Origin of the sequence: Enterobacter sp. KB-280D8, assembly GCF_041399405.1 — a bacterium.
In the GTDB taxonomy this organism is placed as follows: domain Bacteria; phylum Pseudomonadota; class Gammaproteobacteria; order Enterobacterales; family Enterobacteriaceae; genus Enterobacter; species Enterobacter cloacae_N.
Genome location: NZ_JBGKEC010000011.1, coordinates 49,401 through 74,164, shown reverse-complemented (window position 1 = coordinate 74,164; position 24,764 = coordinate 49,401). Strand labels below are relative to the sequence as shown.

The window sequence follows — 24,764 nt, the reverse complement described above, 5'->3', positions numbered from 1 at the left end:
TGATCCCCGGCCGTTTGCGTCCACACTTACTCCATCGAAACGAACTGAGGGTGAAAACAATGATCTACTTACGCAAAGCAAACGAACGTGGTCACGCAAATCATGGCTGGCTGGACTCATGGCATTCATTCTCGTTTGCCGACTACTACGACCCGAACTTCATGGGCTTCTCCGCACTGCGCGTGATTAACGACGACGTGATTGATGCAGGCCAGGGCTTCGGTACCCACCCGCACAAAGATATGGAAATTCTGACCTATGTGCTGGAAGGGGCGGTTGAGCACCAGGACAGCATGGGCAACAAAGAGCAGGTTCCGGCGGGCGAGTTCCAGATTATGAGCGCGGGTACCGGGGTGCGCCACTCCGAGTACAACCCGAGCAAAACGGAAAAACTGCACCTGTATCAAATCTGGATCATTCCAGAAGAGACCGGCATCACGCCGCGCTACGAGCAGCGCCGCTTTGACGCGAAACAGGGCAAACAGCTGGTGCTGTCCCCGGACGCGCGTGAAGGTTCCCTGAAGGTGCATCAGGATATGGAGCTTTACCGCTGGGCGCTGGCAAAAGACGAACAGTCCGTGCACCAGATTGCCGCCAACCGCCGCGTCTGGATCCAGGTGGTGAAAGGTGAAGTATCCATTAACGGCACCAAAGCCACCACCGCCGATGGTCTGGCCGTCTGGGATGAGCAGGCGCTCTCCGTACATGCCGACAGCGAAAGTGAAATCCTGCTGTTTGACCTGCCTCCGGTCTAAATAATTTCTCAACCTTCCCTTTAAACGGGGAAGGTTGAGCTTTGTCCGTGATAAACTGAGCAAATCTCTCACTTCAAGATTTCTCAGGACGATGAAAAAGAAACGCCCCGTACTTCAGGATGTCGCCGATCGCGTCGGTGTGACCAAAATGACGGTCAGCCGTTTTTTACGTAACCCGGAACAGGTTTCCGTGGCGTTGCGTGGCAAGATTGCCGCCGCCCTTGATGAACTGGGTTATATCCCCAACCGCGCACCCGATATTCTCTCCAATGCGACCAGCCGTGCGGTGGGCGTCCTGCTTCCTTCCTTAACCAACCAGGTTTTCGCTGAAGTTCTGCGCGGTATCGAAAGCGTCACCGATGCTTTTGGCTATCAGACCATGCTCGCCCACTACGGGTACAAGCCGGAACTGGAAGAGGAACGTCTTGAATCGATGCTTTCCTGGAACATCGACGGCCTGATTTTAACCGAACGTACCCACACTGCCCGCACGCTCAAAATGATTGAAGTGGCCGGTATCCCGGTGGTAGAGCTGATGGACAGCCAGTCTCCGTGCCTCGACATCGCCGTTGGGTTCGATAACTTCGAAGCGGCGCGCCAGATGACGGCGGCCATCATCGCCCGTGGGCATCGTCATATCGCCTATCTGGGTGCGCGTCTTGATGAACGTACTATCATCAAACAGAAGGGATACGAGCAGGCGATGCTCGACGCAAACTTAACCCCGTACAGCGTGATGGTGGAGCAGTCCTCATCTTACACCTCGGGTATTGAGCTGATGCGTCAGGCGCGACGCGAGTATCCGCAACTGGACGGTATTTTCTGTACCAACGATGACCTGGCGGTCGGCGCGGCGTTTGAGTGTCAGCGTCTGGGGCTGAAGATCCCTGATGATATGGCGATCGCCGGTTTCCACGGCCACGACATCGGCCAGGTGATGGAGCCGCGTCTGGCGAGCGTCCTGACCCCGCGTGAACGTATGGGCCGCATTGGCGCAGAACGCCTGCTGGCGCGCATTCGTGGCGAGACGGTTACCCCGAAAATGTTAGATTTAGGTTTCACCTTGTCACCGGGTGGATCTATTTGAACTGACAAATTTGAAGTAGCTCACACTTATTCACTTCGCGCACGTTTGGATATTGCTTCTCTTTTGCCCCAGCAGGACAATGTTACCGATAACTGTTACCCGTAACAATTGACTGAGGGACACCCTTTGAGCACGACTAATCACGATCACCACGTTTACGTCCTGATGGGCGTGTCCGGTAGCGGTAAATCTGCCGTGGCGAGCGAAGTGGCGCATCAACTTCAGGCTGCGTTTCTTGATGGTGACTTCCTCCATCCGCGCAGCAACATTATGAAAATGGCCTCCGGCGAGCCGCTGAACGATGACGACCGCAAACCGTGGTTGCAGGCCCTGAATGACGCCGCGTTTGCGATGCAGCGCACCAATAAAGTTTCCCTGATCGTCTGCTCCGCGCTGAAAAAAACCTACCGCGACCTGCTGCGCGACGGCAACCCGAACCTCTCTTTCATCTACCTGAAAGGGGATTTTGAGGTGATTGAAAGCCGTCTGAAGGCGCGTAAAGGCCACTTCTTTAAAACCCAGATGCTGGTGACGCAGTTCGAAGCGCTTCAGGAGCCGGGTGAAGATGAAAAAGACGTCTTAGTGGTTGATATCGATCAGTCACTGGAGGGTGTTGTAGCCAGCACCATCGAGGTCATTAACAAAAGGCAGTAAGTTTTGAGTACATTAACGCTAGTTTTGACAGCAGTGGGTTCGGTATTGCTGCTGCTGTTTTTAGTGATGAAGGCGCGTATGCACGCCTTCGTTGCTTTGATGGTGGTTTCTATTGGTGCAGGTCTCTTTTCCGGCATGCCGCTCGACAAGATCGCCGCGACGATGGAAAAAGGGATGGGCGGTACGCTGGGCTTCCTGGCGATTGTGGTCGCGCTGGGCGCGATGTTTGGCAAGATTCTGCACGAGACGGGCGCGGTCGACCAGATTGCCGTCAAGATGCTGAAATCGTTCGGTCACAGCCGCGCGCACTACGCGATTGGCCTGGCCGGTCTGATTTGCGCGCTGCCCCTGTTCTTTGAAGTGGCCGTTGTGCTGCTCATCAGCGTCGCGTTTTCTATGGCGCGCCATACCGGCACTAACCTCGTCAAGCTGGTCATTCCGCTGTTTGCGGGCGTGGCGGCAGCCGCAGCGTTTCTGCTGCCTGGGCCTGCGCCGATGCTGTTGGCGTCCCAGATGCACGCTGACTTTGGCTGGATGATCCTGATTGGCCTGTGCGCGGCAATCCCGGGGATGATTATTGCCGGCCCGCTGTGGGGTAACTTCATCAGCCGTTACGTTGAGCTGCACATTCCGGACGACATCACCGAGCCGCACCTGGGCGAAGGCAAAATGCCATCCTTCGGCTTCAGCCTGTCGCTGATCCTGCTCCCGCTGGTGCTGGTTGGCCTCAAAACCATCGCTGCACGTTTCGTTCCGGTAGGTTCTTCTGCCTACGAGTGGTTTGAGTTCATCGGTCACCCGTTCACGGCGATCCTGGTGGCCTGTCTGGTGGCGATTTACGGCCTGGCGATGCGCCAGGGGATGCCAAAAGACCGCGTGATGGAGATCTGCGGTGCCGCGCTGCAGCCTGCGGGTATCATCCTGCTGGTGATCGGTGCGGGCGGCGTGTTCAAGCAGGTGCTGGTCGATTCCGGCGTGGGTCCGGCTCTGGGTGAAGCGCTGACCGGGATGGGTCTGCCGATTGCGGTAACCTGCTTCGTGCTGGCTGCGGCGGTGCGTATCATTCAGGGTTCTGCAACCGTGGCGTGCTTAACCGCCGTGGGTCTGGTGATGCCGGTGATTGAACAGCTGAACTACTCCGGTGCGCAGATGGCCGCGCTGTCTATCTGTATCGCGGGCGGTTCGATTGTGGTCTCGCACGTTAACGACGCAGGCTTCTGGCTGTTCGGTAAGTTTACCGGCGCGACCGAAGCGCAAACCCTGAAAACCTGGACGCTGATGGAAACCATTCTCGGCACGACGGGTGCGATTGTCGGGATGATTGCCTTTACGCTGCTAAGCTGAATGCGGTGATTTAACAAGCAAAAAATAAGGCCCGGTAGCGTTAACGCTTACCGGGCCTTTTATTATGCAGAACGCCAGGCCGGGTCAGGTGAAACCACTACCCGGCTTTTTAACATCACTCGCCCTGCGTTGCGCTCTCAATCGTCAGGCGCACGTCCGAGGTAATCAGCTCAGCCAGCATCTGGTAAACCTTCAGCGTCTCTTCCGGCTCGGCATCGCCCGTATCGCTGATGAAGCCTTCGTCACGCAGCGTCAGCACCAGGGAGCTAAAGACCGCTTTGTCGAAGAATTCAGGGGCGTTAATGCCGTGCAGAACGGACAGGCGCTGCGCCAGTGTTCGGCTCTCTTTCTCCAGCGTGCCGCGGTTGATCGACGGGTTCGCGCTCAGCAGCCAGAACGTAATGGCGTAGCGCTGGAGCGTTTCACGCGCACCGGCCGCCAGCAGTTGCAGGGTACGGGAGCGTGACGGATTGATATGCAGTTCGTCGTTTGCAACGGTAATCAGCCCCTGACGGCGCAGCTCTTCCGTCAGTTTATCCAGCTCAACGGCCAGCTCTTCCTTGCTCCAGCGCAGGAACAGCTCCGCTTTAAGCATCGGGTAGAGCGTCTCAACGTGGCGCAACAGCTCCTGGCGTGAGATGCGGCGATGCTGGGTGATAATGGCCGCCATGAGCGACGGCAGCATCAGCATATGAGCGATGTTGTTGCGGTAGTACGTCATCAGTACCGCCTGCTCGCGCGGTAGAATGATGATATCGCCGATCGTGTCTTTCTCGACTTCAAACTTGTTCATCTGCAGCGCGTGATCGATAAGCTCGCTGGCGGTAGCAGAAGGGGCCGTCGAATCAACCGAGTACGGCACGTTGCGCATCATGTCCAGGTAGCAGTCCAGCTGCTCTGTGAGCTGTTCACGAGTCAGGGAGCGCTGACGGGAAGCCAGCAGCGCCGTACAGCACAGGTTCATGGCATTGGCTGCACCGGCGTTGTTAATGCGCACCATCAGCTCGGACGCGATACCGTTCACCGTTGGCGTCAGCCAGGCCGGACGAACCGCTTCAATAGGATCGATAGACTCGCGCCACTCCGGAACATGATGGTTCAGATACGTCATCAGCGGCATCGGTTCGCCAAAGTTTACGTAGCCCTGACCCAGATTGCGTAACTTGCTCAGACCGCGCAGCATCTGCGGCAGGCTCTCTTTCTCTTTGGTCGCACCACGCAGCTCTTTGGCGTACGTGCCCACTTCCATCACGTGCTCATAGCCAATGTAAATTGGCACCAGCGTGATCGGACGGGTTCCTCCGCGCAGCATCGCCTGAATGGTCATCGAGAGCGTGCCGGTCTTCGGATCGAGCAGGCGACCGGTACGGGAACGACCGCCCTCCACGAAGTACTCCACGGAGTAGCCGCGGCTGAACAGCTCGCCGAGATACTCGCGGAACACGGTGGAGTAGAGCTTGTTGCCCTTGAAGGTACGACGAATAAAGAATGCACCCAGGCGGCGGAAAATCGGGCCTGCTGGCCAGAAGTTCAGGTTAATACCAGCGGCAATGTGCGGCGGTACCAGCCCCTGGTGATAGAGCACGTAGGAGAGAAGCAGATAGTCCATGTGGCTGCGGTGGCAGGGGACATAGACAATCTCATGGCCATCGTGCGCCAGCTGCCGCACACGTTCGGCGTTATGAACGTTGATGCCCTGATACAGGCGGTTCCAGGTAAAGCCGAGAATACGATCGGACAGGCGAATCATCTCGTAAGAGAAGTTCGCTGCGATCTCCTCCATCAGCGCAATGGCGTTCTGCTGGGCTTTCTCATGCGAAATTTTCTTGCTGCGCGCTTCGTCTTCAACGGCGCGGGCAATCGCTTTAGAGGCCAGCAGCTTGTTGAACAGGTCCTGACGCGCCGGGAGGCGCGGCCCTACAGCAGCCAGGCGCTGACGGGCGAAGTGCATACGCGCCACGCGCGCCAGTTTTTGCGCGATGATCTTGTCAGTGCCGTGCTCGTCCGCCATCCGGCGAAGGGAGACGGAAGGGGAGAATCGCACAAAGCTGTCGCGTCCCAGCCAGGAGACCGCGAAGAACTTCTGAATGCCGTTAAGCATGCGCAGCGGTGGGTTCTCTTCACCTTTTTCACGGCCCGGGCGGCGACCAAACATTACCGATACCGGCACCATCTGCACATCCAGGTCAGGATTGCTACGGTGCAGGTCGAGATAGTCGTGGAACAGCTTGATGGACTCTTCTTTCGGTGTGTAATAGGTAAACACGCGCGGCCCGCCGTGGATGAACACGTAGCGCGGCAGCAAAGTGCCGTCAACTTCCAGCGGTTCAAGCGGGTCGGGTAAATCATGCGCCAGACACTGGGCGCGAAGCGTCAGCAGGTCTGCCTTCGAGTTATAAGGCAAAACGTACATAATAGGGCGCGACGTATCGAGCCCCAGTTCCAGCGCGGGTTCTGCTGGGATAGACTTGCTTTTTACCAGGATGCTTAATGGTAAATTAAGTAATTTGTAGTAAATTCGTGGCCAGCCGGACATAAACGATGTAAAGCCTCTGGTTAATAATGCAATTGCGGCGCAAGGATAACAGAAAGCGCGCAAAATTTCTGTTGTTACCCGTCATACTTCAGGCGGCAGCGAAACGCGCTGCTGCTCCTGTTACTGACGCTCTTTTTTAAAAAAGGTTCTTTTAATGGCCAATAATACCACTGGGTTAACGCGTATCATCAAAGCCGCTGGCTATTCATGGAAAGGTTTCCGTGCCGCGTGGGTTAATGAAGCTGCTTTTCGCCAGGAAGGTGTCGCCGCTATCGTCGCGGTTATCATCGCCTGTTTCCTTGATGTAGATGCTATTACCCGCGTGCTTCTCATCGGTTCCGTACTTCTGGTGATGATAGTGGAAATTCTCAATAGCGCTATTGAGGCCGTTGTTGACCGGATCGGCTCAGATTTCCACGAGCTTTCTGGCCGGGCGAAAGATATGGGCTCTGCCGCTGTGCTGCTGGCAATTATCACTGCAGCCATTACCTGGGTCACGCTGCTTTGGTCACATTTCCGATGAGCCTCCAGGAATAATTAAGTCCCTGGTTTTTTGTGCAGTTTTTGGTTCCAAAATCGCCTTTGACTGTATATACTCACAGCATAACTGTATATACACCCAGGGGGCGGAATGAAAGCATTAACGACCAGGCAGCAAGAGGTGTTTGATCTCATTCGGGATCATATCGGCCAGACGGGTATGCCACCCACGCGTGCGGAAATCGCGCAGCGTCTGGGCTTCCGTTCTCCGAATGCTGCCGAGGAACACCTGAAAGCGCTGGCGCGTAAGGGTGTAATTGAGATTGTGTCAGGCGCGTCGCGCGGTATCCGCCTGCTGGTGGAAGAAGAGACGGGCATTCCTCTGATAGGCCGCGTTGCCGCAGGTGAACCGCTGCTGGCACAACAGCATATAGAAGGCCACTACCAGGTCGATCCTGGTATGTTCAAGCCGAGCGCTGATTTCCTGCTGCGCGTTAGCGGGATGTCGATGAAAGACATCGGCATTCTTGATGGCGACCTGCTGGCCGTTCACAAAACGCAGGATGTGCGGAACGGCCAGGTGGTGGTTGCGCGCATTGATGACGAAGTGACCGTTAAGCGTCTGAAAAAACAGGGTAACACCGTCCAGCTGTTGCCTGAAAACAACGAGTTCACCCCGATTGTGGTCGACCTCCGCGAACAGAGCTTCTCCATTGAAGGTCTGGCAGTAGGCGTGATTCGCAACGGCGAATGGCTGTAATCTCTTCCTGACAGGCTACGCTTTCGCTGTAGCCTGCTTCGTCTTCCATTCCCGGTATTTCTCATGTCACTGCTGACGGCTTCAGATAAGGCATTGTGGCGTCTTGCCCTGCCGATGATTTTCTCCAATATCACCGTGCCCTTGTTGGGTCTGGTCGACACGGCCGTTATTGGTCATCTCGATTCCCCTGTTTATCTTGGCGGCGTGGCGATTGGGGCGACGGCAACCAGCTTCCTGTTTATGCTGATGCTCTTTTTACGTATGAGTACTACCGGGCTCACGGCACAGGCGTACGGTGCGAAAGACCCGTTACGTCTGGCGCGTGCGCTGGTGCAGCCGCTGATCCTGGCGCTGGGCGCGGGAATGTTGATTGTTTTACTGCGCACGCCCCTGATCGACCTTGCACTCCAGGTCGTTGGCGGCAGCGAGGCGGTACTGGAGCAGGCGCGTCGCTTCCTGGAAATTCGCTGGCTTAGCGCGCCCGCTTCGCTGGCAAACCTGGTTCTGCTGGGTTGGTTACTGGGCGTGCAATATGCCCGTGCGCCAGTGATTTTGCTGGTCGTGGGAAACCTTCTCAACATTGTGCTCGATCTCTGGCTGGTGATGGGCCTGCATATGGACGTACGCGGGGCGGCACTGGCGACGGCGATTGCAGAATACGGGACCTTTTTCATTGGCTTGTGGATGGTCTGGCGCGTGCTGGCGATGCGCGGGATCTCCCTTGCGCTGCTCAAAACAGCATGGCGCGGCAATATCCGCAGGCTGCTGGCGCTCAACCGTGACATCATGCTGCGTTCGCTGCTGCTTCAGATCTGTTTCGGCGCTCTGACGGTCTTTGGGGCTCGACTGGGGCCAGAAATCGTTGCGGTGAATGCAGTCCTGATGACATTGCTGACGTTTACCGCCTACGCGCTGGACGGCTTCGCCTATGCCGTTGAGGCGCATTCCGGGCAGGCGTACGGCGCGCGGGAAAGTGGGCAGCTTCGGGATGTCTGGCGTGCGGCCTGCCGCCAGTCGGGCCTGGTCGCGCTGGCATTCGCACTGATTTACGCCTGTTTTGGCCGTGACATTATTGCATTACTCACTTCGTTACCGGCTTTACGCGAACTGGCGGACCGCTACATCGTCTGGCAGGTTATTTTGCCGGTGGTAGGCGTCTGGTGCTATCTGCTGGACGGCATGTTTATCGGCGCGACGCGCGGGGCGGAAATGCGCAACAGTATGGCGGTCGCGGCGGCGGGGTTTGGTCTGACGCTGCTGACGCTACCCTGGCTGGGTAATCACGGTTTGTGGCTGGCGCTTGCGGTCTTCCTCTCTCTGCGCGGCCTGTCGCTTGCCTTTATCTGGCACCGTCACTGGCAAAATAATACCTGGCTTCCCTCCCGCCATGATATATCGTGACGGTTAAAGATTCCGAATATGAAACCAACCGCCGAATCCTTAACTACAATAATTATCACGTCCAGCAGAAAAGAACGTAACGGACGTTACGACCCGACGCTTAACTAAGAGGACACGATGATGAATAAAGACGAAATCGGCGGCAACTGGAAGCAGTTCAAAGGTAAAGCGAAAGAACAGTGGGGTAAGCTAACCGATGACGATATGACCGTCATTGAAGGTAAACGCGATCAGCTTGTCGGTAAAATTCAGGAACGTTACGGCTACGCAAAAGATCAGGCGGAAAACGAAGTCAAAGACTGGGAAACCCGTAACGACTATCGTTGGTAACGCTGAATAACCCACACAGGCGGCTTCAGGCCGCCTTTTCTTTTGCCGTTAACGCGGCTTTTTCTTCACCAGAATTGAGTGGTCGTGCTGACACGCATCCTGATGCCGACAGGCTTCCACCTCTACGCATGCTGAACACAACCCGTGTGCTTCAATCACGTTATGACGCAGGGCAAAACCCATCCTTGCCGCCAGCGTGTGCATAATGTCCTCTACGCCCTCTGCGCCTTCTTCTTTTACCACGCCGCAGCGGTCGCAAATAAACATCGCCGATGTGTGGGTTGGCTGATCGAAAAGATGGCACAGTACATAGCTGTTTGTGGATTCGACTTTATGCACAAACCCTTGTTCCAGCAGGAAATCCAGCGCGCGATACACCGTGGGCGGTTTAGCCTGCGGCTCGCTTTCACGGAGCAGGTCGAGCAGATCGTAGGCGCTGATTGCCCCCTGTTGCAGGCTCATCAGGCGCAAGACTTCAAGGCGCTGCGGGGTCAGGCGCACATTGCGTTGCGCGCACAGCTTTTCGGCCTGCGCTAACAGCTCTTTTGTGGACTTATCCATTTAGCACCTCGGATGTTCTGGGATGTAAAACCCTCACTTTACCATGTTATGGCAAAAACACCGATATCCGCCAGGCTGTGCTATACCTGGCGCATCGCAAACCGGGAATGTAACCATGAAAAAACCAGACTGTATTACGCACTGGCGCGAGGTAGAAGGACCAGATGACGCCACCTACCCCGACAGTAACGAGCTTTTTTCCATCGGTGCACCGCTGGCTCGCAGCCTGGGCCTCAGGCGCATAGGCATCCATCATGAGCGTTTACCGCCAGGACGTCGGACGTCCTATCCCCATGCGGAAAGTGACGAAGAAGAGTTTATCTACGTGCTTGAGGGCTATCCCGAAGCCTGGATTAATGGCTATTTGTGGAAGCTTGAACCCGGTGACAGCGTGGGCTTTCCCGCCGGAACGGGCGTGTGCCACACCTTTATCAACAATACGGACGAAGAGGTTCGGTTACTGGTGGTGGGTGAGGCCAACAAGAAGCAAAACCGCATCTACTATCCGCTCAACCCGGTCTATGCCGCCACGCGAGAGGACCGCTGGGTAGATCATCCCCCTCAATTTTTTGGCCCACATGATGGAAAACCTGTGAAAAAATAATTTCCTCTTCTATAAATATTGAGGGCCGTCACAAATTACAACAGGCCGTAAGGGAGTTTTACTTAGGGAGTGAATTAGCGGGTCTTTTTATCTTTATTCACAGCAATAGTTCGCGCCTGTTTGGGGGATAACAGACAGGGGTTATTTCATAACAGACTATAAGACGGGCATACTGTGAAAAAACATTTTAAATTTTCGGTGGTTAGCATCGCTGTCTCCTTGTTTATGGCAAATCAGGCGGGAGCAGCCAATACCTGGACAGAATCACGTAGCGACGCGATGGGGGGGACCGGCGTTGCTTCGGGCAGTTATGGCAGCGGGGCATTAATCAACCCCGCACTGCTTGCAAAGGCAAAGCCGGACGATGATGTGACGGTCATTTTGCCGTCCGTTGGGGTGCAGGTGACGGATGAAGACAATCTTCAGGACGAAATTGATACCATCAACGACAAAATCAATCATTATAAAGATGTGGTTGATAACCTTACGCCAATTCAGGTCATCACTAATCCGCTAGGCTCGATTAATCAGTTCCAGGGCGCGGCCAAAGATCTGGCCGATGAGCTGGACTATCTCAAGGGTAAAACCGCACGCGCGACGGCAGGGGCAGGGCTTGCCGTGAGTATCCCTAACGATGTGCTTTCCGTGGCCTTTATGGCGAAAGGCTATGCCCATGGTCGGGTCAGTTCGTCTATCGATCAGCAGGATATTGATTATCTGCGCAGTATTCAAAGAAGCAATGTGGTGGCTGCCGGTGTTGCCCTGGACGCTGCGCTGAACGGCACGGATCAGATCACTAAAAACCTCAACTCAACGGCGTCCGGTCGGGCGGCGATTGTGTCTGACTATGGCGTTGCCGTTGCCCGCCAGTTTGACCTTGGCGGTGTTCCGGTTTCCGTGGGCGTGACGCCAAAACTGCAAAAAACCTGGATCTATAACTACACCACCTCAATCTACGATTACGACAGTAATAAGTGGAACGACAGCCGCTACCGTACAGACGATACCGGCTTTAACGTCGATGCCGGTATTGCCGCTGATTTTGGCGAACACTGGACGGTCGGCGTGAGCGGGCAAAACCTGATGTCGCGCGATATCGACACCAAAGATATCCGCATCCGCAACGGGCGTACGGGGGAAGTGGTGAGCTATAAAGACACCTACCAGATCCGTCCGCTGGTGACCGCGGGCGCCGCCTGGCACAACGATCTGGTGACCCTGACCGCCGATGGCGATCTGACCGAAACCAAAGGCTTCAAGAGCGAAGATACGTCGCAGTATGTTGGGGTCGGTGCTGAAGTGACTCCGCTGAGCTGGCTGGCGGTGCGCGCCGGTTATCGCGCGGACATGAAAGGTAACGACAGCAACGTCTTTACCGGCGGTGTTGGTTTCGCGCCGTTCAGTACCGTTCATGTTGACCTGATGGGCCTGTACGGTGAAGACGAAACCTGGGGCGCAGGGGCCCAGCTGAGTATGACGTTCTAAAGTCTACCGGAGGCGATGCGCCTCCGGCTTTTCTTTGTGCTATAGTAGCGCCCCTTTTCCACCAGATGCTTAAAACTTCGCCATGTCGTCAGAATACCAGACCGATTTCCCTGCACACCGTTTCTCTATTGCGCCGATGCTCGACTGGACGGACAGACACTGCCGCTATTTCCTGCGCCAGCTCTCCCACCATACGCTGCTGTACACGGAAATGGTGACCACGGGCGCAATCATTCACGGGAAGGGCGACTACCTGGCATACAGCGAAGAAGAGCATCCGGTTGCCCTGCAGCTGGGGGGCAGCGATCCGGCCGCGCTGGCGCAGTGCGCGAGGCTGGCGGAAGAACGCGGCTACGACGAGATCAACCTCAACGTTGGCTGTCCTTCCGACCGCGTGCAAAACGGCATGTTCGGCGCCTGTCTGATGGGCAATGCACAGCTGGTGGCGGACTGTATCAAGGCGATGCGTGATGTGGTCTCCATACCGGTAACGGTCAAAACCCGTATCGGAATTGATGACCAGGACAGCTACGAATTCCTGTGCGATTTCATCAACACGGTATCCGGGAAAGGCGAGTGCGGGATGTTTATCATTCACGCCCGTAAAGCCTGGCTCTCCGGCCTCAGCCCGAAAGAGAACCGTGAGATCCCGCCGCTGGATTATCCGCGCGTGTATCAACTGAAACGTGATTTCCCGCACCTCACGATGTCAATTAACGGCGGTATCAAGTCGCTGGAAGAGGCCAAAGCGCACCTTGAACATATGGATGGCGTGATGGTTGGGCGCGAGGCGTATCAGAATCCGGGCATTCTGGCGACGGTCGACCGCGAAATCTTTGGCATCGAAGGCGCGGACACCGATCCGGTTGCCGTCGTGCGTGCGATGTACCCTTACATTGAGCGCGAGTTGAGCAATGGCACTTATCTTGGCCATATCACTCGCCATATGCTTGGCCTGTTCCAGGGTATTCCGGGCGCGCGTCAGTGGCGTCGCTACCTGAGCGAGAATGCGCATAAAGCCGGTGCAGATATCGAGGTGCTGGAACATGCGCTGCGACTGGTGGCAGACAAGCGATAACTTTCGCTAAAAGTTCGTCAAATTCACCACGCCCTGCGAATTCTCGCGGGGCGTTTTGCTTTAAGAACAATGCGTTAGCTTTGGCATGATTCTTGTAATGATTGCAGCAACATTCGGGAACTCGTGGGAGAGCACCATGCTGGAACTACTTTTTATCATTGGCTTTTTTGTCATGCTGTTAGCCACAGGCGTGTCGCTGCTCGGCATTCTGGCCGCGCTCGTTGTGGCGACAGTGGTAATGTTTATCGGCGGGTTATTTGCCCTGACGATCAAACTGCTGCCGTGGCTGCTGCTGGCTATCGCCGTGGTGTGGGTAATACGGGCGATTAAAGCGCCAAAATTGCCGACTTATCAGCGCAATAACCGCTTCCGTTACTAAGGTATTGAGGGGTTCGTCACATACTTGTAACTTTTCCGGCAGCATGGCTTAGAACAGAATAGGATTTACTTATCGAATCTGTCACTATGACTGCCGCTACAGAATTCATCGAGCTGTACCCTACATACAGCCGAACTAAAAAAAGAAAGGGCTTCCCACGGGAAGCCCAATTTCTTTTAAGGGGTCAGGGAATTAACAAACTTGAACCCTGCGTCGCCCGGCTTTCCAGCACCTCATGAGCACGTCGTGCATCGGTTAGCGGGTATTTCTGCGCATCTGCCACATCCACCTTAATCACGCCGCTGGCGATCAGCGAGAACAGCTCGTTGCTGGCTTCCTCCAGCTCTTCCCGGTTGGTGATGTAACCCTGCAAAGAAGGGCGCGTCACGTACAGAGACCCTTTCTGGTTCAGAATGCCCAGATTAACGCCGGTTACAGCGCCTGAGGCGTTACCGAAGCTCACCATCAGCCCACGACGCTGCAGGCAGTCCAGCGACGCCTCCCAGGTATCTTTCCCCACCGAGTCATACACCACGCGTACTTTTTTGCCGCCAGTGATCTCTTTTAGCCGCTCGACGACACTCTCTTCCCGGTAGTTGATCACCTGCCACGCGCCCGCGTCCAGCGCACGCTGCGCTTTTTGCGCACTGCCTGTGGTGCCGATGAGCTTCGCGCCTAAGGCTTTCGCCCACTGGCAGGCAATCAGCCCCACGCCACCGGCGGCAGCGTGGAACAGGAACTGCTCATCGGGCTTAATTTCGTAGGTTTTGCGCAGCAGATAATAAACTGTCAGCCCTTTCAGGAATGAGGCGGCCGCCTGCTCAAAGGAGATGGCGTTCGGCAGCAGAGCGGCTTTGTCCGCCGGGACGTTGTGGACGGAGCTGTAAGCGCCCAGGGCAGACTGCGCATACACCACACGATCGCCTTCTTTGATATGCTTAACCGCACTGCCCACTTTGCTGACGATGCCGGCCGCTTCAGTGCCCAGGCCGCTCGGCATTGACGGAGGCGGGTAGAGGCCGCCGCGAATATAGGTATCGATGTAGTTAATGCCGATAGCTTTGTTTTCAACCTGGATTTCGTTCTCCCCAGGCGCAGCGGGGGTAAACTCCACCGCTTTCAGCACTTCAGGACCGCCGTGTTTCTGGAACTCAATGCGCGTTGCCATGCTCCCTCCGTAAGAAAAATATGGTAATCTTTCGACCCACTCTTTATCTCGGTAACTCCATTCACTATGGCAGGAAACAAACCCTTCAACAAACAGACTGAACCTCGCGAGCGTGATTTCCAGGTCGCAGGGTTAAAAGTCCCGCCGCACTCGATTGAAGCGGAACAGTCGGTGTTGGGCGGTTTAATGCTGGATAACGAACGCTGGGACGACGTTGCCGAGCGCGTGGTGTCTGAAGATTTCTACACCCGTCCGCACCGCCACATCTTTACCGAAATGGCGCGCCTGCAGGAGTCCGGCAGCCCGATTGACCTGATCACGCTCGCGGAATCGCTTGAGCGTCAGGGGCAGTTGGACAGCGTCGGTGGGTTTGCCTACCTGGCAGAACTGTCAAAAAACACGCCAAGCGCGGCGAACATCAGCGCTTACGCCGATATCGTGCGCGAACGTGCCGTCGTTCGCGAGATGATCTCGGTGGCGAATGAGATTGCCGAGGCCGGTTTTGACCCGCAGGGCCGCACCAGCGAAGACCTGCTTGACCTTGCCGAGTCCCGCGTCTTCAAAATCGCCGAAAGCCGTGCGAACAAAGACGAAGGGCCAAAAAACATCGCCGATGTGCTCGACGCTACTGTGGCGCGTATTGAGCAGCTGTTCCAGCAGCCGCACGACGGTGTAACCGGGGTGAATACCGGTTATGACGATTTGAACAAGAAAACTGCCGGTTTGCAGCCGTCGGATTTGATCATCGTCGCGGCGCGTCCTTCGATGGGTAAAACAACTTTTGCGATGAACCTCGTCGAAAATGCGGCGATGTTGCAGGATAAGCCCGTACTGATTTTCAGCCTTGAGATGCCCTCCGAACAGATCATGATGCGTTCTCTGGCGTCGCTGTCGCGCGTGGATCAGACCCGCATTCGTACCGGCCAGCTCGACGATGAGGACTGGGCGCGTATCTCCGGCACCATGGGCATTCTGCTGGAAAAACGGAACATCTATATTGATGACTCCTCCGGCCTGACGCCGACTGAGGTCCGTTCCCGCGCGCGCCGTATCGCCCGTGAACACGGCGGCATCGGCCTTATCATGATCGACTACCTTCAGCTGATGCGCGTCCCGTCGCTCTCTGACAACCGTACGCTGGAAATTGCGGAGATTTCCCGCTCGCTCAAGGCGTTAGCCAAAGAACTGCACGTGCCGGTAGTGGCGCTGTCGCAGCTGAACCGCTCTCTGGAACAACGTGCCGACAAGCGCCCGGTCAACTCCGACCTGCGTGAGTCCGGCTCCATCGAGCAGGATGCCGACTTAATCATGTTTATCTACCGTGATGAGGTATATCACGAGAACAGCGACCTGAAGGGGATCGCCGAAATTATCATTGGTAAGCAACGTAACGGCCCGATCGGGACGGTGCGTCTGACCTTTAACGGACAGTGGTCGCGTTTCGACAACTATGCCGGTCCTCAATATGATGATGAGTAATTTCTAAGGAATTCAAATGCAAGCGGCAACTGTTGTGATTAACCGCCGCGCTCTGCGACACAACCTGCAACGTCTGCGTGAACTGGCGCCCGCCAGCAGGCTCGTTGCAGTCGTGAAAGCGAACGCTTACGGACACGGTCTTCTTGAGACCGCGCGAACGCTCCCCGATGCCGACGCCTTTGGCGTCGCCCGTCTTGAAGAAGCTCTCCGCCTGCGCGCAGGCGGCATTACTCAACCAATTCTGCTCCTGGAAGGCTTTTTTGAAGCCTCGGATCTGCCAACCATTGCCGACCAGCGTCTGCACACGGCGGTACACAACGAAGAGCAGCTGGCCGCGCTGGAAACCGCCACACTGAGCGAGCCGGTGACCGTCTGGATGAAGCTCGACACGGGCATGCACAGGCTGGGCGTGCGTCCGGAAAACGCAGAAGCGTTTTATCAGCGTCTGAGCCAGTGCAAAAACGTGCGTCAGCCGGTGAATATCGTCAGCCATTTTGCCCGTGCCGATGAGCCCGAGTGCGGGGCAACCGAGCAGCAGCTCGATATCTTTAACACCTTCTGCGAAGGCAAGCCGGGGATGCGCTCGATTGCGGCCTCCGGCGGGATCCTGCTATGGCCGCAGTCGCACTTCGACTGGGCGCGTCCGGGCATCATCCTTTATGGCGTTTCACCGCTGGAGAACAAACCCTGGGGACCGGACTTAGGCTTTAAGCCGGTTATGTCGCTGGTTTCAAAGCTGATTGCCGTGCGTGAGCACAAAGCGGGAGAGCCGGTGGGTTACGGCGGCACCTGGACCAGCGAGCGCGACACGCGTCTCGGCGTGGTGGCGATGGGCTACGGCGACGGCTATCCGCGCGCTGCGCCAACGGGTACGCCGGTGCTGGTCAACGGTCGTGAAGTGAAGATTGTCGGCCGCGTGGCGATGGATATGATTTGTGTAGATCTGGGACCTGAAGCCCAGGATAAAGCGGGCGACGATGTGGTGATGTGGGGCGAAGGTCTGCCCGTTGAACGCATTGCTGAAATCACGAAAGTGAGTGCTTACGAACTTATCACGCGCCTGACGTCGCGGGTGGCAATGAAATACATTGATTGAACCGCCAGTGGAGTGAGGGATTTAACCTCACTCCAACTTTATTAACATCCTCTCGACCTTCTCCCACTTCCGGTTTATTGTTGAAATTCCTGCCTCATCGAATTCCGGAGAACCATCGCGTGTTTCAGAAAGTTGACGCCTATGCCGGCGACCCTATCCTCTCCTTAATGGAGCGTTTCAAAGAAGATCCTCGCAGCGACAAAGTGAACCTCAGCATTGGCTTGTATTACAACGAGGATGGCATCATCCCGCAATTAGAAGCCGTTGCTGAAGCCGAAGCGCGCCTTAACGTTGTTCCGCACGGTGCGTCTCTTTATCTGCCGATGGAAGGGCTTAACACCTACCGCAACACCATCGCGCCTCTGCTGTTTGGGGCCGATCACGCGGTACTCTCGCAGAAACGCGTGGCGACCATCCAGACGCTGGGCGGCTCAGGGGCGCTGAAAGTGGGTGCAGATTTCCTTAAAAAGTACTTCCCGGATTCCGGCGTGTGGGTCAGCGACCCGACGTGGGAAAACCACGTTGCGATCTTCGAGGGGGCAGGCTTTAAGGTCGAGACCTATCCGTGGTTCGACAGCGAAACCAACGGTGTGCGCGTCGAAGCGTTGCTGGAAAAACTGAACACGCTGCCGGAGCGCAGTATCGTATTGCTGCATCCATGCTGCCATAACCCGACCGGTGCGGACCTCACCAATGCTCAGTGGGATGCGGTGATAGAGGTGCTGAAGGCCCGTAATTTGATCCCGTTCCTCGATATCGCCTACCAGGGCTTTGGCGCGGGCATGGAAGAAGATGCTTACGCCATCCGCGCCGTTGCCAGCGCCGGGCTGCCAGCGCTGGTCAGCAACTCCTTCTCAAAAATCTTCTCACTTTACGGCGAGCGCGTTGGCGGTCTGTCCGTGGTGTGTGAAGACGCCGAAGCGGCGGGCCGCGTGCTGGGTCAACTGAAGGCGACGGTGCGCCGCATTTACTCCAGCCCGCCAAACTTTGGTGCGCAGGTGGTGGCGACGGTACTCGGTGACGAACAGCTGAAAGCGTCCTGGCTTGCCGAAGTGGAAGCGATGCGTAAGCGCATCCTGTCCATGCGTCAGGAGCTGGTTAACGTCCTGAAAGAGGCTGTACCGGGGCATAACTTTGATTATCTGCTCAAGCAGCGCGGGATGTTCAGCTACACCGGACTGAGCGCGGCTCAGGTCGATCGCCTGCGCGAAGAGTTCGGCGTCTACCTGATCGCCAGCGGCCGTATGTGCGTGGCGGGTTTGAATGCCAGCAACGTTCATCGCGTGGCGCAGGCGTTTGCTGCTGTAATGTAAGTACTTACCAACCCTCTCCCCGTGGGAGAGGGTTGGGGTGAGGGCATCAGGCCGCTCAAAAAGGTTGTCCGGCCTTTTGTGATCCTCTTCTTTTTATTCCGCTTCATAAGCAAAAACTCCTTTCCTTCACCTCCCGCTGGGGTTATGGTCGGATAGTTTTTTGACCATCCACTCAAAATAAAACGATAACAAACTGAATATTCAGGGGAAAACATGCGCAAGATCACACTGGCGCTCAGCGCCGCCTGCTTATTGTTCTCGCTTAATAGTGCTGTTGTGGCGCGAGCTTCTGCACCGACGCCGCTCTACACCGGCACCACCGCCGCCATGCTGGCCGAACAGGCCCCCATTCACTGGGTTTCCGTGGCACAAATCGAAAACAGCCTGGTGGGCCGTCCGCCAATGGCCGTGGGCTTCGACATTGACGATACCGTTCTCTTCTCCAGCCCGGGGTTCTGGCGTGGCAAGAAAATGTATTCGCCCGACAGCGAAGCGTATCTGAAGAACCCGGAGTTCTGGGAAAAAATGAATAACGGTTGGGACGAGTACAGCATCCCGAAAGAGGTCGCCCGGGCGGTAATTGCTATGCACGTTAAGCGCGGCGACAGCATTTACTTTGTCACCGGCCGTAGCCAGACCAAAACCGAGACAGTGTCCAAAACCCTGCAGGACGATTTTCAGATCCCGGCAGCCAGCATGAACCCGGTCATTTTTGCGGGTGATAAAGAGGGACAAAACACCAAAACCCAGTGGCTGGAGCAGAAAAACATCAAAGTGTTCTACGGTGATTCGGATAACGACATTACCGCGGCGCAGGATGTGGGGGCCAGAGCGATCCGGGTGCTGCGTGCCTCTAACTCGACCTATCGACCTCTGCCAATGGCAGGCAAGTTTGGCGAAGAGGTGATTGTGAACTCCGAGTATTAGCACGCGCGCGGCGAGTTTGATTCTTTTTTGAACAAATCCGCCGCTGCGGGTTTTACCTTTCGCCTTCTTGCTGCACACTTAGAAAGATTCATCTTTCTTAACGGAGCAGCACATGTGGTATCAACAGACCCTGACCTTAAGCGCTAAACCCCGCGGGTTTCACCTTGTGACGGAGGAAGTCATCGGGCAAATCCGCGATCTGTCGCGCGTCAAAACGGGTTTACTGCATCTGCTGCTTCAGCACACGTCAGCCTCTCTCACGCTTAATGAAAATTGCGATCCTACCGTCCGGTCAGATATGGAACACCATTTCCTGAAGACAGTTCCGGACAACGCCCCCTACGAGCACGATTATGAAGGCCAGGATGACATGCCTTCGCATATCAAATCTTCTCTGCTGGGCGTATCGCTGATGTTGCCGGTACACAACGGGCGGCTACTGCTGGGAACGTGGCAGGGGATCTGGCTGGGAGAACATCGCATTCATGGTGGTTCGCGTAAAATTATCGCAACGCTACAAGGGGAATAAAGATGACAATTTCGGAGCTACTTCAGTACTGCATGAGTAAACCTGGCGCAGAGCAGAGCGTTCATAGCGACTGGAAAGCCACGCAGATTAAAGTGGGAGACGTGCTGTTTGCGATGGTGAAAGAGGTAGAGGGGCGCCCGGCGGCGTCGCTGAAAACCAGCCCGGAACTGGCGGATCTGTTACGTCAGCAGCATGATGATGTGAGGCCGAGCCAGCACCTCAATAAAGCGCACTGGAGCACCGTCTATCTGGACGGTTCGCTGCCTGGCTCGCAAATTTACTATCTGGTGGATGCGTCTTATAAGCAGGCGGTTGAGCTGCTGCCGGAAACGACCCGACAGCAGCTCTCCGTCTGAGATTACAGCAACGGTTTAAGGAAGCGCGCGGTGTGCGAGGCTTCGCACTCTGCAACGGTCTCTGGCGTACCGGAGACGAGGATTTCACCGCCGCCGCTGCCGCCTTCCGGGCCAAGATCGACAATCCAGTCCGCGGTTTTAATCACGTCCAGGTTATGTTCGATAACCACAATCGTGTTGCCCTGATCGCGCAGCTGATGCAGAACCTCCAGCAGCTGCTGGATATCGGCAAAGTGCAGGCCAGTGGTCGGCTCGTCCAGAATGTACAGCGTCTGGCCTGTACCGCGTTTGGAGAGCTCGCGCGCCAGCTTCACGCGCTGGGCTTCACCGCCTGACAGCGTGGTGGCGGACTGCCCCAGACGAATATAGGTCAACCCTACGTCCATCAGCGTCTGCAGCTTACGCGCCAGCGCAGGGACGGCGTCAAAGAACTCGCGCGCCTCCTCGATGGTCATGTCCAGCACTTCGTGGATGGTCTTGCCTTTGTACTTAATCTCCAGCGTTTCGCGGTTATAGCGCTTGCCTTTGCACTGATCGCACGGCACGTAGATATCCGGCAGGAAGTGCATCTCAACCTTGATCACGCCGTCGCCCTGACACGCTTCACAGCGGCCGCCGCGCACGTTAAAGCTGAAACGTCCAGGGGTATAACCGCGCGAACGCGCTTCCGGTACGCCGGCGAAGAGTTCACGTACGGGCGTGAAGACGCCGGTATAGGTCGCCGGGTTGGAACGCGGCGTACGGCCAATCGGGCTCTGGTCGATGTCGATAACCTTGTCGAAATGTTCCAGTCCCTGAATGTCGCGATACGGCGCAGGTTCGGCGAGCGTCGCGCCGTTCAGCGCCGTCTGCGCAATCGGGAACAGCGTATCGTTGATCAGCGTCGATTTACCGGAACCGGACACGCCGGTAATGCAGGTAAACAGGCCAACTGGCAGCGTCAGGGTGACGTCCTTCAGGTTGTTGCCGCGCGCCCCGGTGAGCTTAAGCACTTTTTCCGGGTTCGCCGCGACGCGCTGTTTCGGCACTTCAATCTTGCGCTTGCCGCTCATGTACTGGCCGGTCAGCGACTCGGGCACCGCCATGATATCTTTCAGCGTCCCTTCTGCGACCACCTGGCCGCCGTGTACGCCCGCGCCAGGACCGATATCGATCACGTGGTCAGCCGCGCGGATCGCATCTTCGTCGTGCTCGACCACGATTACCGTGTTGCCGAGATTGCGCAGGTGGACCAGCGTCCCGAGCAGGCGTTCGTTGTCGCGCTGGTGCAGGCCGATGGACGGTTCATCCAGTACGTACATCACGCCCACTAAGCCCGCGCCAATCTGGCTCGCCAGACGGATACGCTGGGCTTCACCGCCGGAGAGCGTTTCTGCCGAGCGGGAAAGCGTCAGGTAGTTCAGGCCAACGTTCACCAGAAACTTCAGGCGATCGCCGATCTCTTTCAGCACTTTTTCGGCGATTTTTGCGCGCTGGCCGGAGAGCTTCAGGTTGTTGAAGAAGTCCATCGCGTGGCCGATGCTCATGTCTGAGATGGTCGGCAGCGCCGTATTTTCAACAAATACGTGGCGCGCTTCGCGACGCAGACGCGTGCCCTCGCAGGTGGCGCAGGAGCGGTTGCTGATGAACTTCGCCAGCTCTTCGCGCACCGCGCTGGATTCGGTCTCTTTGTAGCGGCGCTCCATATTGTGCAGCACCCCTTCGAACGGGTGACGACGCACGGAGGTGTCGCCACGGTCGTTCATATATTTGAACTCGATGTTCTCTTTGCCGGAACCGAACAGGATCACTTTGTGCACGTTCGGGCTCAGGCTTGCCCACGGGGCTTCAACGTCGAACTTGTAGTGCTCCGCCAGCGACTTCAGCATCTGGAAGTAGTAAAAGTTACGCTTGTCCCAGCCGCGAATAGCGCCGCCCGCCAGGGATAGCTCCGGGTTCTGGATCACGCGGTCCGGATCAAAATACTGCTGTACGCCCAGGCCGTCACAGGTCGGGCACGCGCCCGCCGGGTTGTTGAACGAGAACAGGCGCGGTTCCAGCTCGCGCATGCTGTAGCCGCAAATCGGGCAGGCGAAGTTGGCGGAGAAGAGCAGCTCTTCCGCTTTCGGGTCGTCCATGTCGGAGACCACGGCCGTGCCGCCAGAGAGTTCCAGCGCCGTTTCGAAAGATTCCGCCAGACGCGTGGCGAGATCGTCACGCACCTTAAAGCGGTCAATCACCACCTCAATGGTGTGCTTCTTCTGCAACTCCAGCTTTGGCGGATCCGACAGGTCACACACCTCGCCGTCGATGCGGGCGCGGATATAGCCCTGGCTTGCCAGGTTTTCCAGCGTTTTAGTGTGTTCACCTTTTCGCTCTTTAATGATAGGCGCCAGCAGCATCAGGCGTTTGCCTTCCGGCTGCGACAGCACGTTGTCGACCATCTGGCTCACGGTCTGTGCCGCCAGCGGGACGTCGTGGTCCGGGCAGCGCGGCTCACCCACGCGGGCATACAGCAGACGCAGGTAGTCGTGAATTTCAGTGATGGTACCGACCGTTGAACGCGGGTTATGCGAGGTCGACTTCTGCTCAATGGAGATAGCAGGCGATAACCCTTCAATATGATCGACATCCGGTTTTTCCATCAGCGACAGGAACTGACGCGCGTACGCAGAGAGTGATTCAACGTAACGACGCTGTCCTTCGGCATACAAAGTGTCGAAGGCCAGTGAGGATTTGCCAGACCCCGAAAGCCCGGTCACGACGATGAGTTTGTCGCGAGGGATTATGAGGTTGATATTCTTGAGATTGTGGGTGCGGGCGCCCCGAACTTCGATCTTATCCATTCACCTTTCCCGGTTGGAACACGGATTGCCTGGTTTGTTTGAAGGACAAACGGCTGTCAGAAACGGCTAATTATGACACAATTTAACCTGTTTGAATATACAGTATTGGAATGCATTTTCTGATTCGCTGTGTAACAATGTCGAGTGGCGAGAGAACTCTGGAACGTGCTACGCAACTATCAAAGTGCAGCATGGAAATGGTACACTCGCGCGTTTACACTATTAAGAAACGTATTCAGGAGACACGAACATGGCCAGCAGAGGCGTAAACAAGGTGATTCTCGTCGGTAATCTGGGCCAGGACCCGGAAGTACGCTACATGCCGAGTGGTGGCGCAGTTGCCAACATTACGCTGGCTACTTCCGAATCCTGGCGTGATAAAGCGACCGGTGAAATGAAAGAGCAGACCGAATGGCACCGCGTTGTGCTGTTTGGCAAACTGGCAGAAGTAGCCGGTGAGTATCTGCGTAAAGGTTCTCAGGTCTATATAGAAGGCCAGTTGCGTACCCGCAAATGGACCGATCAGTCCGGCGCTGAGAAGTACACCACGGAAGTGGTGGTGAACGTTGGTGGCACCATGCAGATGCTGGGTGGCCGTCAGGGCGGCGGCGCACCAGCCGGTGGCGGCCAGCAGCAGGGCGGTTGGGGTCAGCCTCAGCAGCCACAGGGCGGCAACCAGTTCAGCGGCGGCGCGCAGTCTCGTCCGCAGCAGCAGTCTGCTCCTGCCCCGTCTAACGAACCGCCAATGGACTTCGACGACGACATCCCGTTCTGAACAACGGATGCTAAAACAAAAAACCCAGACATCGTCTGGGTTTTTTATTGCTGAAGGGATCAGGTAATGACCATCGGCCAGTCTGGTGGCGTGTGGCTCATCGCCTCAACCATCACTACTTTAATATTTTCCCAGACGGCGGCCATATCCAGCAGGGTGATGCCCAGCAGGCCCGTTGCGAACCAGCAAGCCGCGCCAAGCCCTAGTAGGGTACTGATGACGGCAAGACCCGCGTAGTCGGATTTACGAAACTGAATGTTCAGCGTGCTGGCTAAAAACATCAAAAACGCACTCAACAAGGGCCAGCGCAGGAGAACCATGCTGGTAGTAATGGTTGCCATAAAACCCATCCTCTACAAAACAGACGAACTGAATGAAACAGTGTTTCTCGTTACACAATATGTGTGAACTATATCACATTTGTTGATTTATTCGCCAGTGTCTGCGTAGCCAAAAAGGGGATTTTATTAGCCGGAAAAAGAGTGTGCGGTACGGGTCTGCCTTCGTACAAAGGGATGCGGACCCACAACGTGCGGGGTAATGCCCGCCGGGCAAGCGGGGAAGAGCATCTGGAGGCAAAGAGACGTCCAGCCGTGCCGTTTTTAGGAGAAGCATTATTTTCTGATAATATTGTGATGATGTCTGATTATTTATAAATCAACGAACAAAATACACCCGCATAAATAGGATAAAACGTCACGTTGGCGTTGTGCTTTTTTCATGCCGCCAGAAGTTTGGCTTAATCAGCGATCCTCTGTGGTGTTCTCTCAAAACCACCCAGGCGTGGTGGATAATTATTTTCCTTAATTGAAACGGAACGAATACTTACAGTTTAGCTTACG

Annotated in this window: 25 protein-coding genes; 20 read left to right on the top strand and 5 right to left on the bottom strand. The window is 56.1% G+C overall.

The genetic code is table 11. The features are described 5' to 3' along the window. Positions 1-59: 59 nt before the first annotated feature. From AB8818_RS20450 to gntU, 4 genes are all read left to right on the top strand, one after another. Positions 60-755 carry a pirin family protein gene (locus tag AB8818_RS20450; RefSeq protein ID WP_003861565.1) on the top strand — a complete coding sequence of 232 codons (696 nt, stop codon included), beginning with the start codon at positions 60-62 and terminating at the stop codon, positions 753-755. A 91-nt stretch (positions 756-846) separates the two neighbouring features. Beyond that, a complete protein-coding gene (gene gntR, locus AB8818_RS20445) occupies positions 847-1,842 on the top strand; it encodes a gluconate operon transcriptional repressor GntR (protein ID WP_021242747.1) in 996 nt (331 codons plus the stop codon). A 126-nt stretch (positions 1,843-1,968) separates the two neighbouring features. Further along, positions 1,969-2,496: a gluconokinase gene (gene gntK, locus AB8818_RS20440; RefSeq protein WP_008503362.1), complete on the top strand. Its 528-nt coding sequence runs from the start codon at positions 1,969-1,971 to the stop codon at positions 2,494-2,496. A gap of 3 nt (positions 2,497-2,499) precedes the next feature. After that, positions 2,500-3,840, top strand: coding sequence for a gluconate transporter (gntU, locus tag AB8818_RS20435; protein ID WP_010436459.1), 1,341 nt, complete (start codon positions 2,500-2,502; stop codon positions 3,838-3,840). 115 nt (positions 3,841-3,955) lie between these two features. Here gntU and plsB read toward each other — a convergent pair whose 3' ends face one another. Further along, positions 3,956-6,376 carry a glycerol-3-phosphate 1-O-acyltransferase PlsB gene (gene plsB / locus AB8818_RS20430; protein WP_116343834.1) on the bottom strand — a complete coding sequence of 807 codons (2,421 nt, stop codon included), beginning with the start codon at positions 6,374-6,376 and terminating at the stop codon, positions 3,956-3,958. A gap of 154 nt (positions 6,377-6,530) precedes the next feature. Here plsB and AB8818_RS20425 point away from each other — a divergent pair, with 154 nt between their 5' ends. The 4 genes from AB8818_RS20425 (at position 6,531) to AB8818_RS20410 (ending at position 9,347) form a co-directional block, all read left to right on the top strand. Then, positions 6,531-6,899: a diacylglycerol kinase gene (locus AB8818_RS20425; RefSeq protein WP_014830281.1), complete on the top strand. Its 369-nt coding sequence runs from the start codon at positions 6,531-6,533 to the stop codon at positions 6,897-6,899. A 108-nt stretch (positions 6,900-7,007) separates the two neighbouring features. Continuing rightward, positions 7,008-7,616, top strand: a complete 609-nt coding sequence (gene lexA, locus AB8818_RS20420) for a transcriptional repressor LexA (RefSeq protein WP_028015162.1) — start codon at positions 7,008-7,010, stop codon at positions 7,614-7,616. A 63-nt stretch (positions 7,617-7,679) separates the two neighbouring features. Beyond that, complete coding sequence (dinF, locus tag AB8818_RS20415; RefSeq protein ID WP_192984300.1) at positions 7,680-9,017, top strand: MATE family efflux transporter DinF; 1,338 nt, start codon at positions 7,680-7,682, stop codon at positions 9,015-9,017. A 120-nt stretch (positions 9,018-9,137) separates the two neighbouring features. After that, positions 9,138-9,347, top strand: a complete 210-nt coding sequence (locus AB8818_RS20410) for a CsbD family protein (RefSeq protein ID WP_014882139.1) — start codon at positions 9,138-9,140, stop codon at positions 9,345-9,347. Positions 9,348-9,395: 48 nt separating this feature from the next. On the opposite strand, the gene zur is transcribed toward AB8818_RS20410, so the two are convergent. Further along, the gene (zur, locus tag AB8818_RS20405) at positions 9,396-9,908 is read right to left on the bottom strand and encodes a zinc uptake transcriptional repressor Zur (RefSeq protein ID WP_116343836.1); all 513 of its coding nucleotides are present in this window, start codon (positions 9,906-9,908) and stop codon (positions 9,396-9,398) included. Between the two features lie 115 nt (positions 9,909-10,023). Here zur and AB8818_RS20400 point away from each other — a divergent pair, with 115 nt between their 5' ends. From AB8818_RS20400 to pspG, 4 genes are all read left to right on the top strand, one after another. Continuing rightward, a complete protein-coding gene (locus AB8818_RS20400; protein ID WP_116343837.1) occupies positions 10,024-10,512 on the top strand; it encodes a cupin domain-containing protein in 489 nt (162 codons plus the stop codon). 225 nt (positions 10,513-10,737) lie between these two features. Then, a complete protein-coding gene (traF, locus tag AB8818_RS20395) occupies positions 10,738-11,997 on the top strand; it encodes a conjugal transfer protein TraF (RefSeq protein WP_208327162.1) in 1,260 nt (419 codons plus the stop codon). Positions 11,998-12,079: 82 nt separating this feature from the next. Further along, on the top strand, positions 12,080-13,075 hold the full coding sequence (dusA, locus tag AB8818_RS20390) for a tRNA dihydrouridine(20/20a) synthase DusA (RefSeq protein WP_192984302.1): 996 nt from the start codon (positions 12,080-12,082) through the stop codon (positions 13,073-13,075). Between the two features lie 136 nt (positions 13,076-13,211). Further along, positions 13,212-13,454, top strand: coding sequence for an envelope stress response protein PspG (gene pspG, locus AB8818_RS20385; protein WP_166709790.1), 243 nt, complete (start codon positions 13,212-13,214; stop codon positions 13,452-13,454). Positions 13,455-13,638: 184 nt separating this feature from the next. On the opposite strand, the gene AB8818_RS20380 is transcribed toward pspG, so the two are convergent. Then, the gene (locus AB8818_RS20380) at positions 13,639-14,622 is read right to left on the bottom strand and encodes a quinone oxidoreductase (protein WP_116343840.1); all 984 of its coding nucleotides are present in this window, start codon (positions 14,620-14,622) and stop codon (positions 13,639-13,641) included. Positions 14,623-14,688: 66 nt separating this feature from the next. Here AB8818_RS20380 and dnaB point away from each other — a divergent pair, with 66 nt between their 5' ends. From dnaB to AB8818_RS20350, 6 genes are all read left to right on the top strand, one after another. Beyond that, entirely contained in the window at positions 14,689-16,101 is a 1,413-nt protein-coding gene (gene dnaB, locus AB8818_RS20375; RefSeq protein ID WP_008503375.1) for a replicative DNA helicase, read from the top strand. A gap of 16 nt (positions 16,102-16,117) precedes the next feature. Continuing rightward, positions 16,118-17,197 carry an alanine racemase gene (alr, locus tag AB8818_RS20370; protein WP_192984305.1) on the top strand — a complete coding sequence of 360 codons (1,080 nt, stop codon included), beginning with the start codon at positions 16,118-16,120 and terminating at the stop codon, positions 17,195-17,197. A 119-nt stretch (positions 17,198-17,316) separates the two neighbouring features. Beyond that, positions 17,317-18,510 (top strand): aromatic amino acid transaminase, encoded by a 1,194-nt coding sequence (gene tyrB, locus AB8818_RS20365; RefSeq protein ID WP_116343842.1) that lies wholly within the window; start codon positions 17,317-17,319, stop codon positions 18,508-18,510. Between the two features lie 213 nt (positions 18,511-18,723). Next, positions 18,724-19,437: an acid phosphatase AphA gene (gene aphA, locus AB8818_RS20360; RefSeq protein WP_116343843.1), complete on the top strand. Its 714-nt coding sequence runs from the start codon at positions 18,724-18,726 to the stop codon at positions 19,435-19,437. A gap of 112 nt (positions 19,438-19,549) precedes the next feature. Further along, on the top strand, positions 19,550-19,966 hold the full coding sequence (locus AB8818_RS20355; RefSeq protein ID WP_116343844.1) for a secondary thiamine-phosphate synthase enzyme YjbQ: 417 nt from the start codon (positions 19,550-19,552) through the stop codon (positions 19,964-19,966). Positions 19,967-19,968: 2 nt separating this feature from the next. Continuing rightward, complete coding sequence (locus AB8818_RS20350; protein ID WP_116343845.1) at positions 19,969-20,322, top strand: MmcQ/YjbR family DNA-binding protein; 354 nt, start codon at positions 19,969-19,971, stop codon at positions 20,320-20,322. Positions 20,323-20,324: 2 nt separating this feature from the next. Here AB8818_RS20350 and uvrA read toward each other — a convergent pair whose 3' ends face one another. Beyond that, positions 20,325-23,147, bottom strand: a complete 2,823-nt coding sequence (gene uvrA / locus AB8818_RS20345) for an excinuclease ABC subunit UvrA (protein WP_116343846.1) — start codon at positions 23,145-23,147, stop codon at positions 20,325-20,327. Positions 23,148-23,397: 250 nt separating this feature from the next. Between uvrA and ssb1 the strand changes: the two genes are divergently transcribed. Next, positions 23,398-23,922: a single-stranded DNA-binding protein SSB1 gene (gene ssb1, locus AB8818_RS20340; protein WP_008503384.1), complete on the top strand. Its 525-nt coding sequence runs from the start codon at positions 23,398-23,400 to the stop codon at positions 23,920-23,922. 59 nt (positions 23,923-23,981) lie between these two features. On the opposite strand, the gene AB8818_RS20335 is transcribed toward ssb1, so the two are convergent. Continuing rightward, positions 23,982-24,263, bottom strand: coding sequence for a YjcB family protein (locus AB8818_RS20335; RefSeq protein ID WP_048957473.1), 282 nt, complete (start codon positions 24,261-24,263; stop codon positions 23,982-23,984). A 63-nt stretch (positions 24,264-24,326) separates the two neighbouring features. Here AB8818_RS20335 and AB8818_RS20330 point away from each other — a divergent pair, with 63 nt between their 5' ends. Then, positions 24,327-24,578, top strand: a complete 252-nt coding sequence (locus AB8818_RS20330) for a hypothetical protein (RefSeq protein WP_131728597.1) — start codon at positions 24,327-24,329, stop codon at positions 24,576-24,578. The last annotated feature ends 186 nt before the right edge of the window (positions 24,579-24,764 follow it).

Excerpts from the sequence above, each read along its gene's own strand:
- AB8818_RS20450 (WP_003861565.1), top strand. The coding sequence starts at position 60 with ATGATCTACTTACGCAAAGCAAACGAACGTGGTCACGCAAATCATGGC.
- gntR (WP_021242747.1), top strand. The coding sequence starts at position 847 with ATGAAAAAGAAACGCCCCGTACTTCAGGATGTCGCCGATCGCGTCGGT.
- plsB (WP_116343834.1), bottom strand. The coding sequence starts at position 6,376 with ATGTCCGGCTGGCCACGAATTTACTACAAATTACTTAATTTACCATTA.
- AB8818_RS20425 (WP_014830281.1), top strand. The coding sequence starts at position 6,531 with ATGGCCAATAATACCACTGGGTTAACGCGTATCATCAAAGCCGCTGGC.
- lexA (WP_028015162.1), top strand. The coding sequence starts at position 7,008 with ATGAAAGCATTAACGACCAGGCAGCAAGAGGTGTTTGATCTCATTCGG.
- dinF (WP_192984300.1), top strand. The coding sequence starts at position 7,680 with ATGTCACTGCTGACGGCTTCAGATAAGGCATTGTGGCGTCTTGCCCTG.
- AB8818_RS20410 (WP_014882139.1), top strand. The coding sequence starts at position 9,138 with ATGAATAAAGACGAAATCGGCGGCAACTGGAAGCAGTTCAAAGGTAAA.
- zur (WP_116343836.1), bottom strand. The coding sequence starts at position 9,908 with ATGGATAAGTCCACAAAAGAGCTGTTAGCGCAGGCCGAAAAGCTGTGC.
- AB8818_RS20400 (WP_116343837.1), top strand. The coding sequence starts at position 10,024 with ATGAAAAAACCAGACTGTATTACGCACTGGCGCGAGGTAGAAGGACCA.
- traF (WP_208327162.1), top strand. The coding sequence starts at position 10,738 with ATGGCAAATCAGGCGGGAGCAGCCAATACCTGGACAGAATCACGTAGC.
- dusA (WP_192984302.1), top strand. The coding sequence starts at position 12,080 with ATGTCGTCAGAATACCAGACCGATTTCCCTGCACACCGTTTCTCTATT.
- pspG (WP_166709790.1), top strand. The coding sequence starts at position 13,212 with ATGCTGGAACTACTTTTTATCATTGGCTTTTTTGTCATGCTGTTAGCC.
- AB8818_RS20380 (WP_116343840.1), bottom strand. The coding sequence starts at position 14,622 with ATGGCAACGCGCATTGAGTTCCAGAAACACGGCGGTCCTGAAGTGCTG.
- dnaB (WP_008503375.1), top strand. The coding sequence starts at position 14,689 with ATGGCAGGAAACAAACCCTTCAACAAACAGACTGAACCTCGCGAGCGT.
- alr (WP_192984305.1), top strand. The coding sequence starts at position 16,118 with ATGCAAGCGGCAACTGTTGTGATTAACCGCCGCGCTCTGCGACACAAC.
- aphA (WP_116343843.1), top strand. The coding sequence starts at position 18,724 with ATGCGCAAGATCACACTGGCGCTCAGCGCCGCCTGCTTATTGTTCTCG.
- AB8818_RS20355 (WP_116343844.1), top strand. The coding sequence starts at position 19,550 with ATGTGGTATCAACAGACCCTGACCTTAAGCGCTAAACCCCGCGGGTTT.
- AB8818_RS20350 (WP_116343845.1), top strand. The coding sequence starts at position 19,969 with ATGACAATTTCGGAGCTACTTCAGTACTGCATGAGTAAACCTGGCGCA.
- uvrA (WP_116343846.1), bottom strand. The coding sequence starts at position 23,147 with ATGGATAAGATCGAAGTTCGGGGCGCCCGCACCCACAATCTCAAGAAT.
- ssb1 (WP_008503384.1), top strand. The coding sequence starts at position 23,398 with ATGGCCAGCAGAGGCGTAAACAAGGTGATTCTCGTCGGTAATCTGGGC.
- AB8818_RS20335 (WP_048957473.1), bottom strand. The coding sequence starts at position 24,263 with ATGGCAACCATTACTACCAGCATGGTTCTCCTGCGCTGGCCCTTGTTG.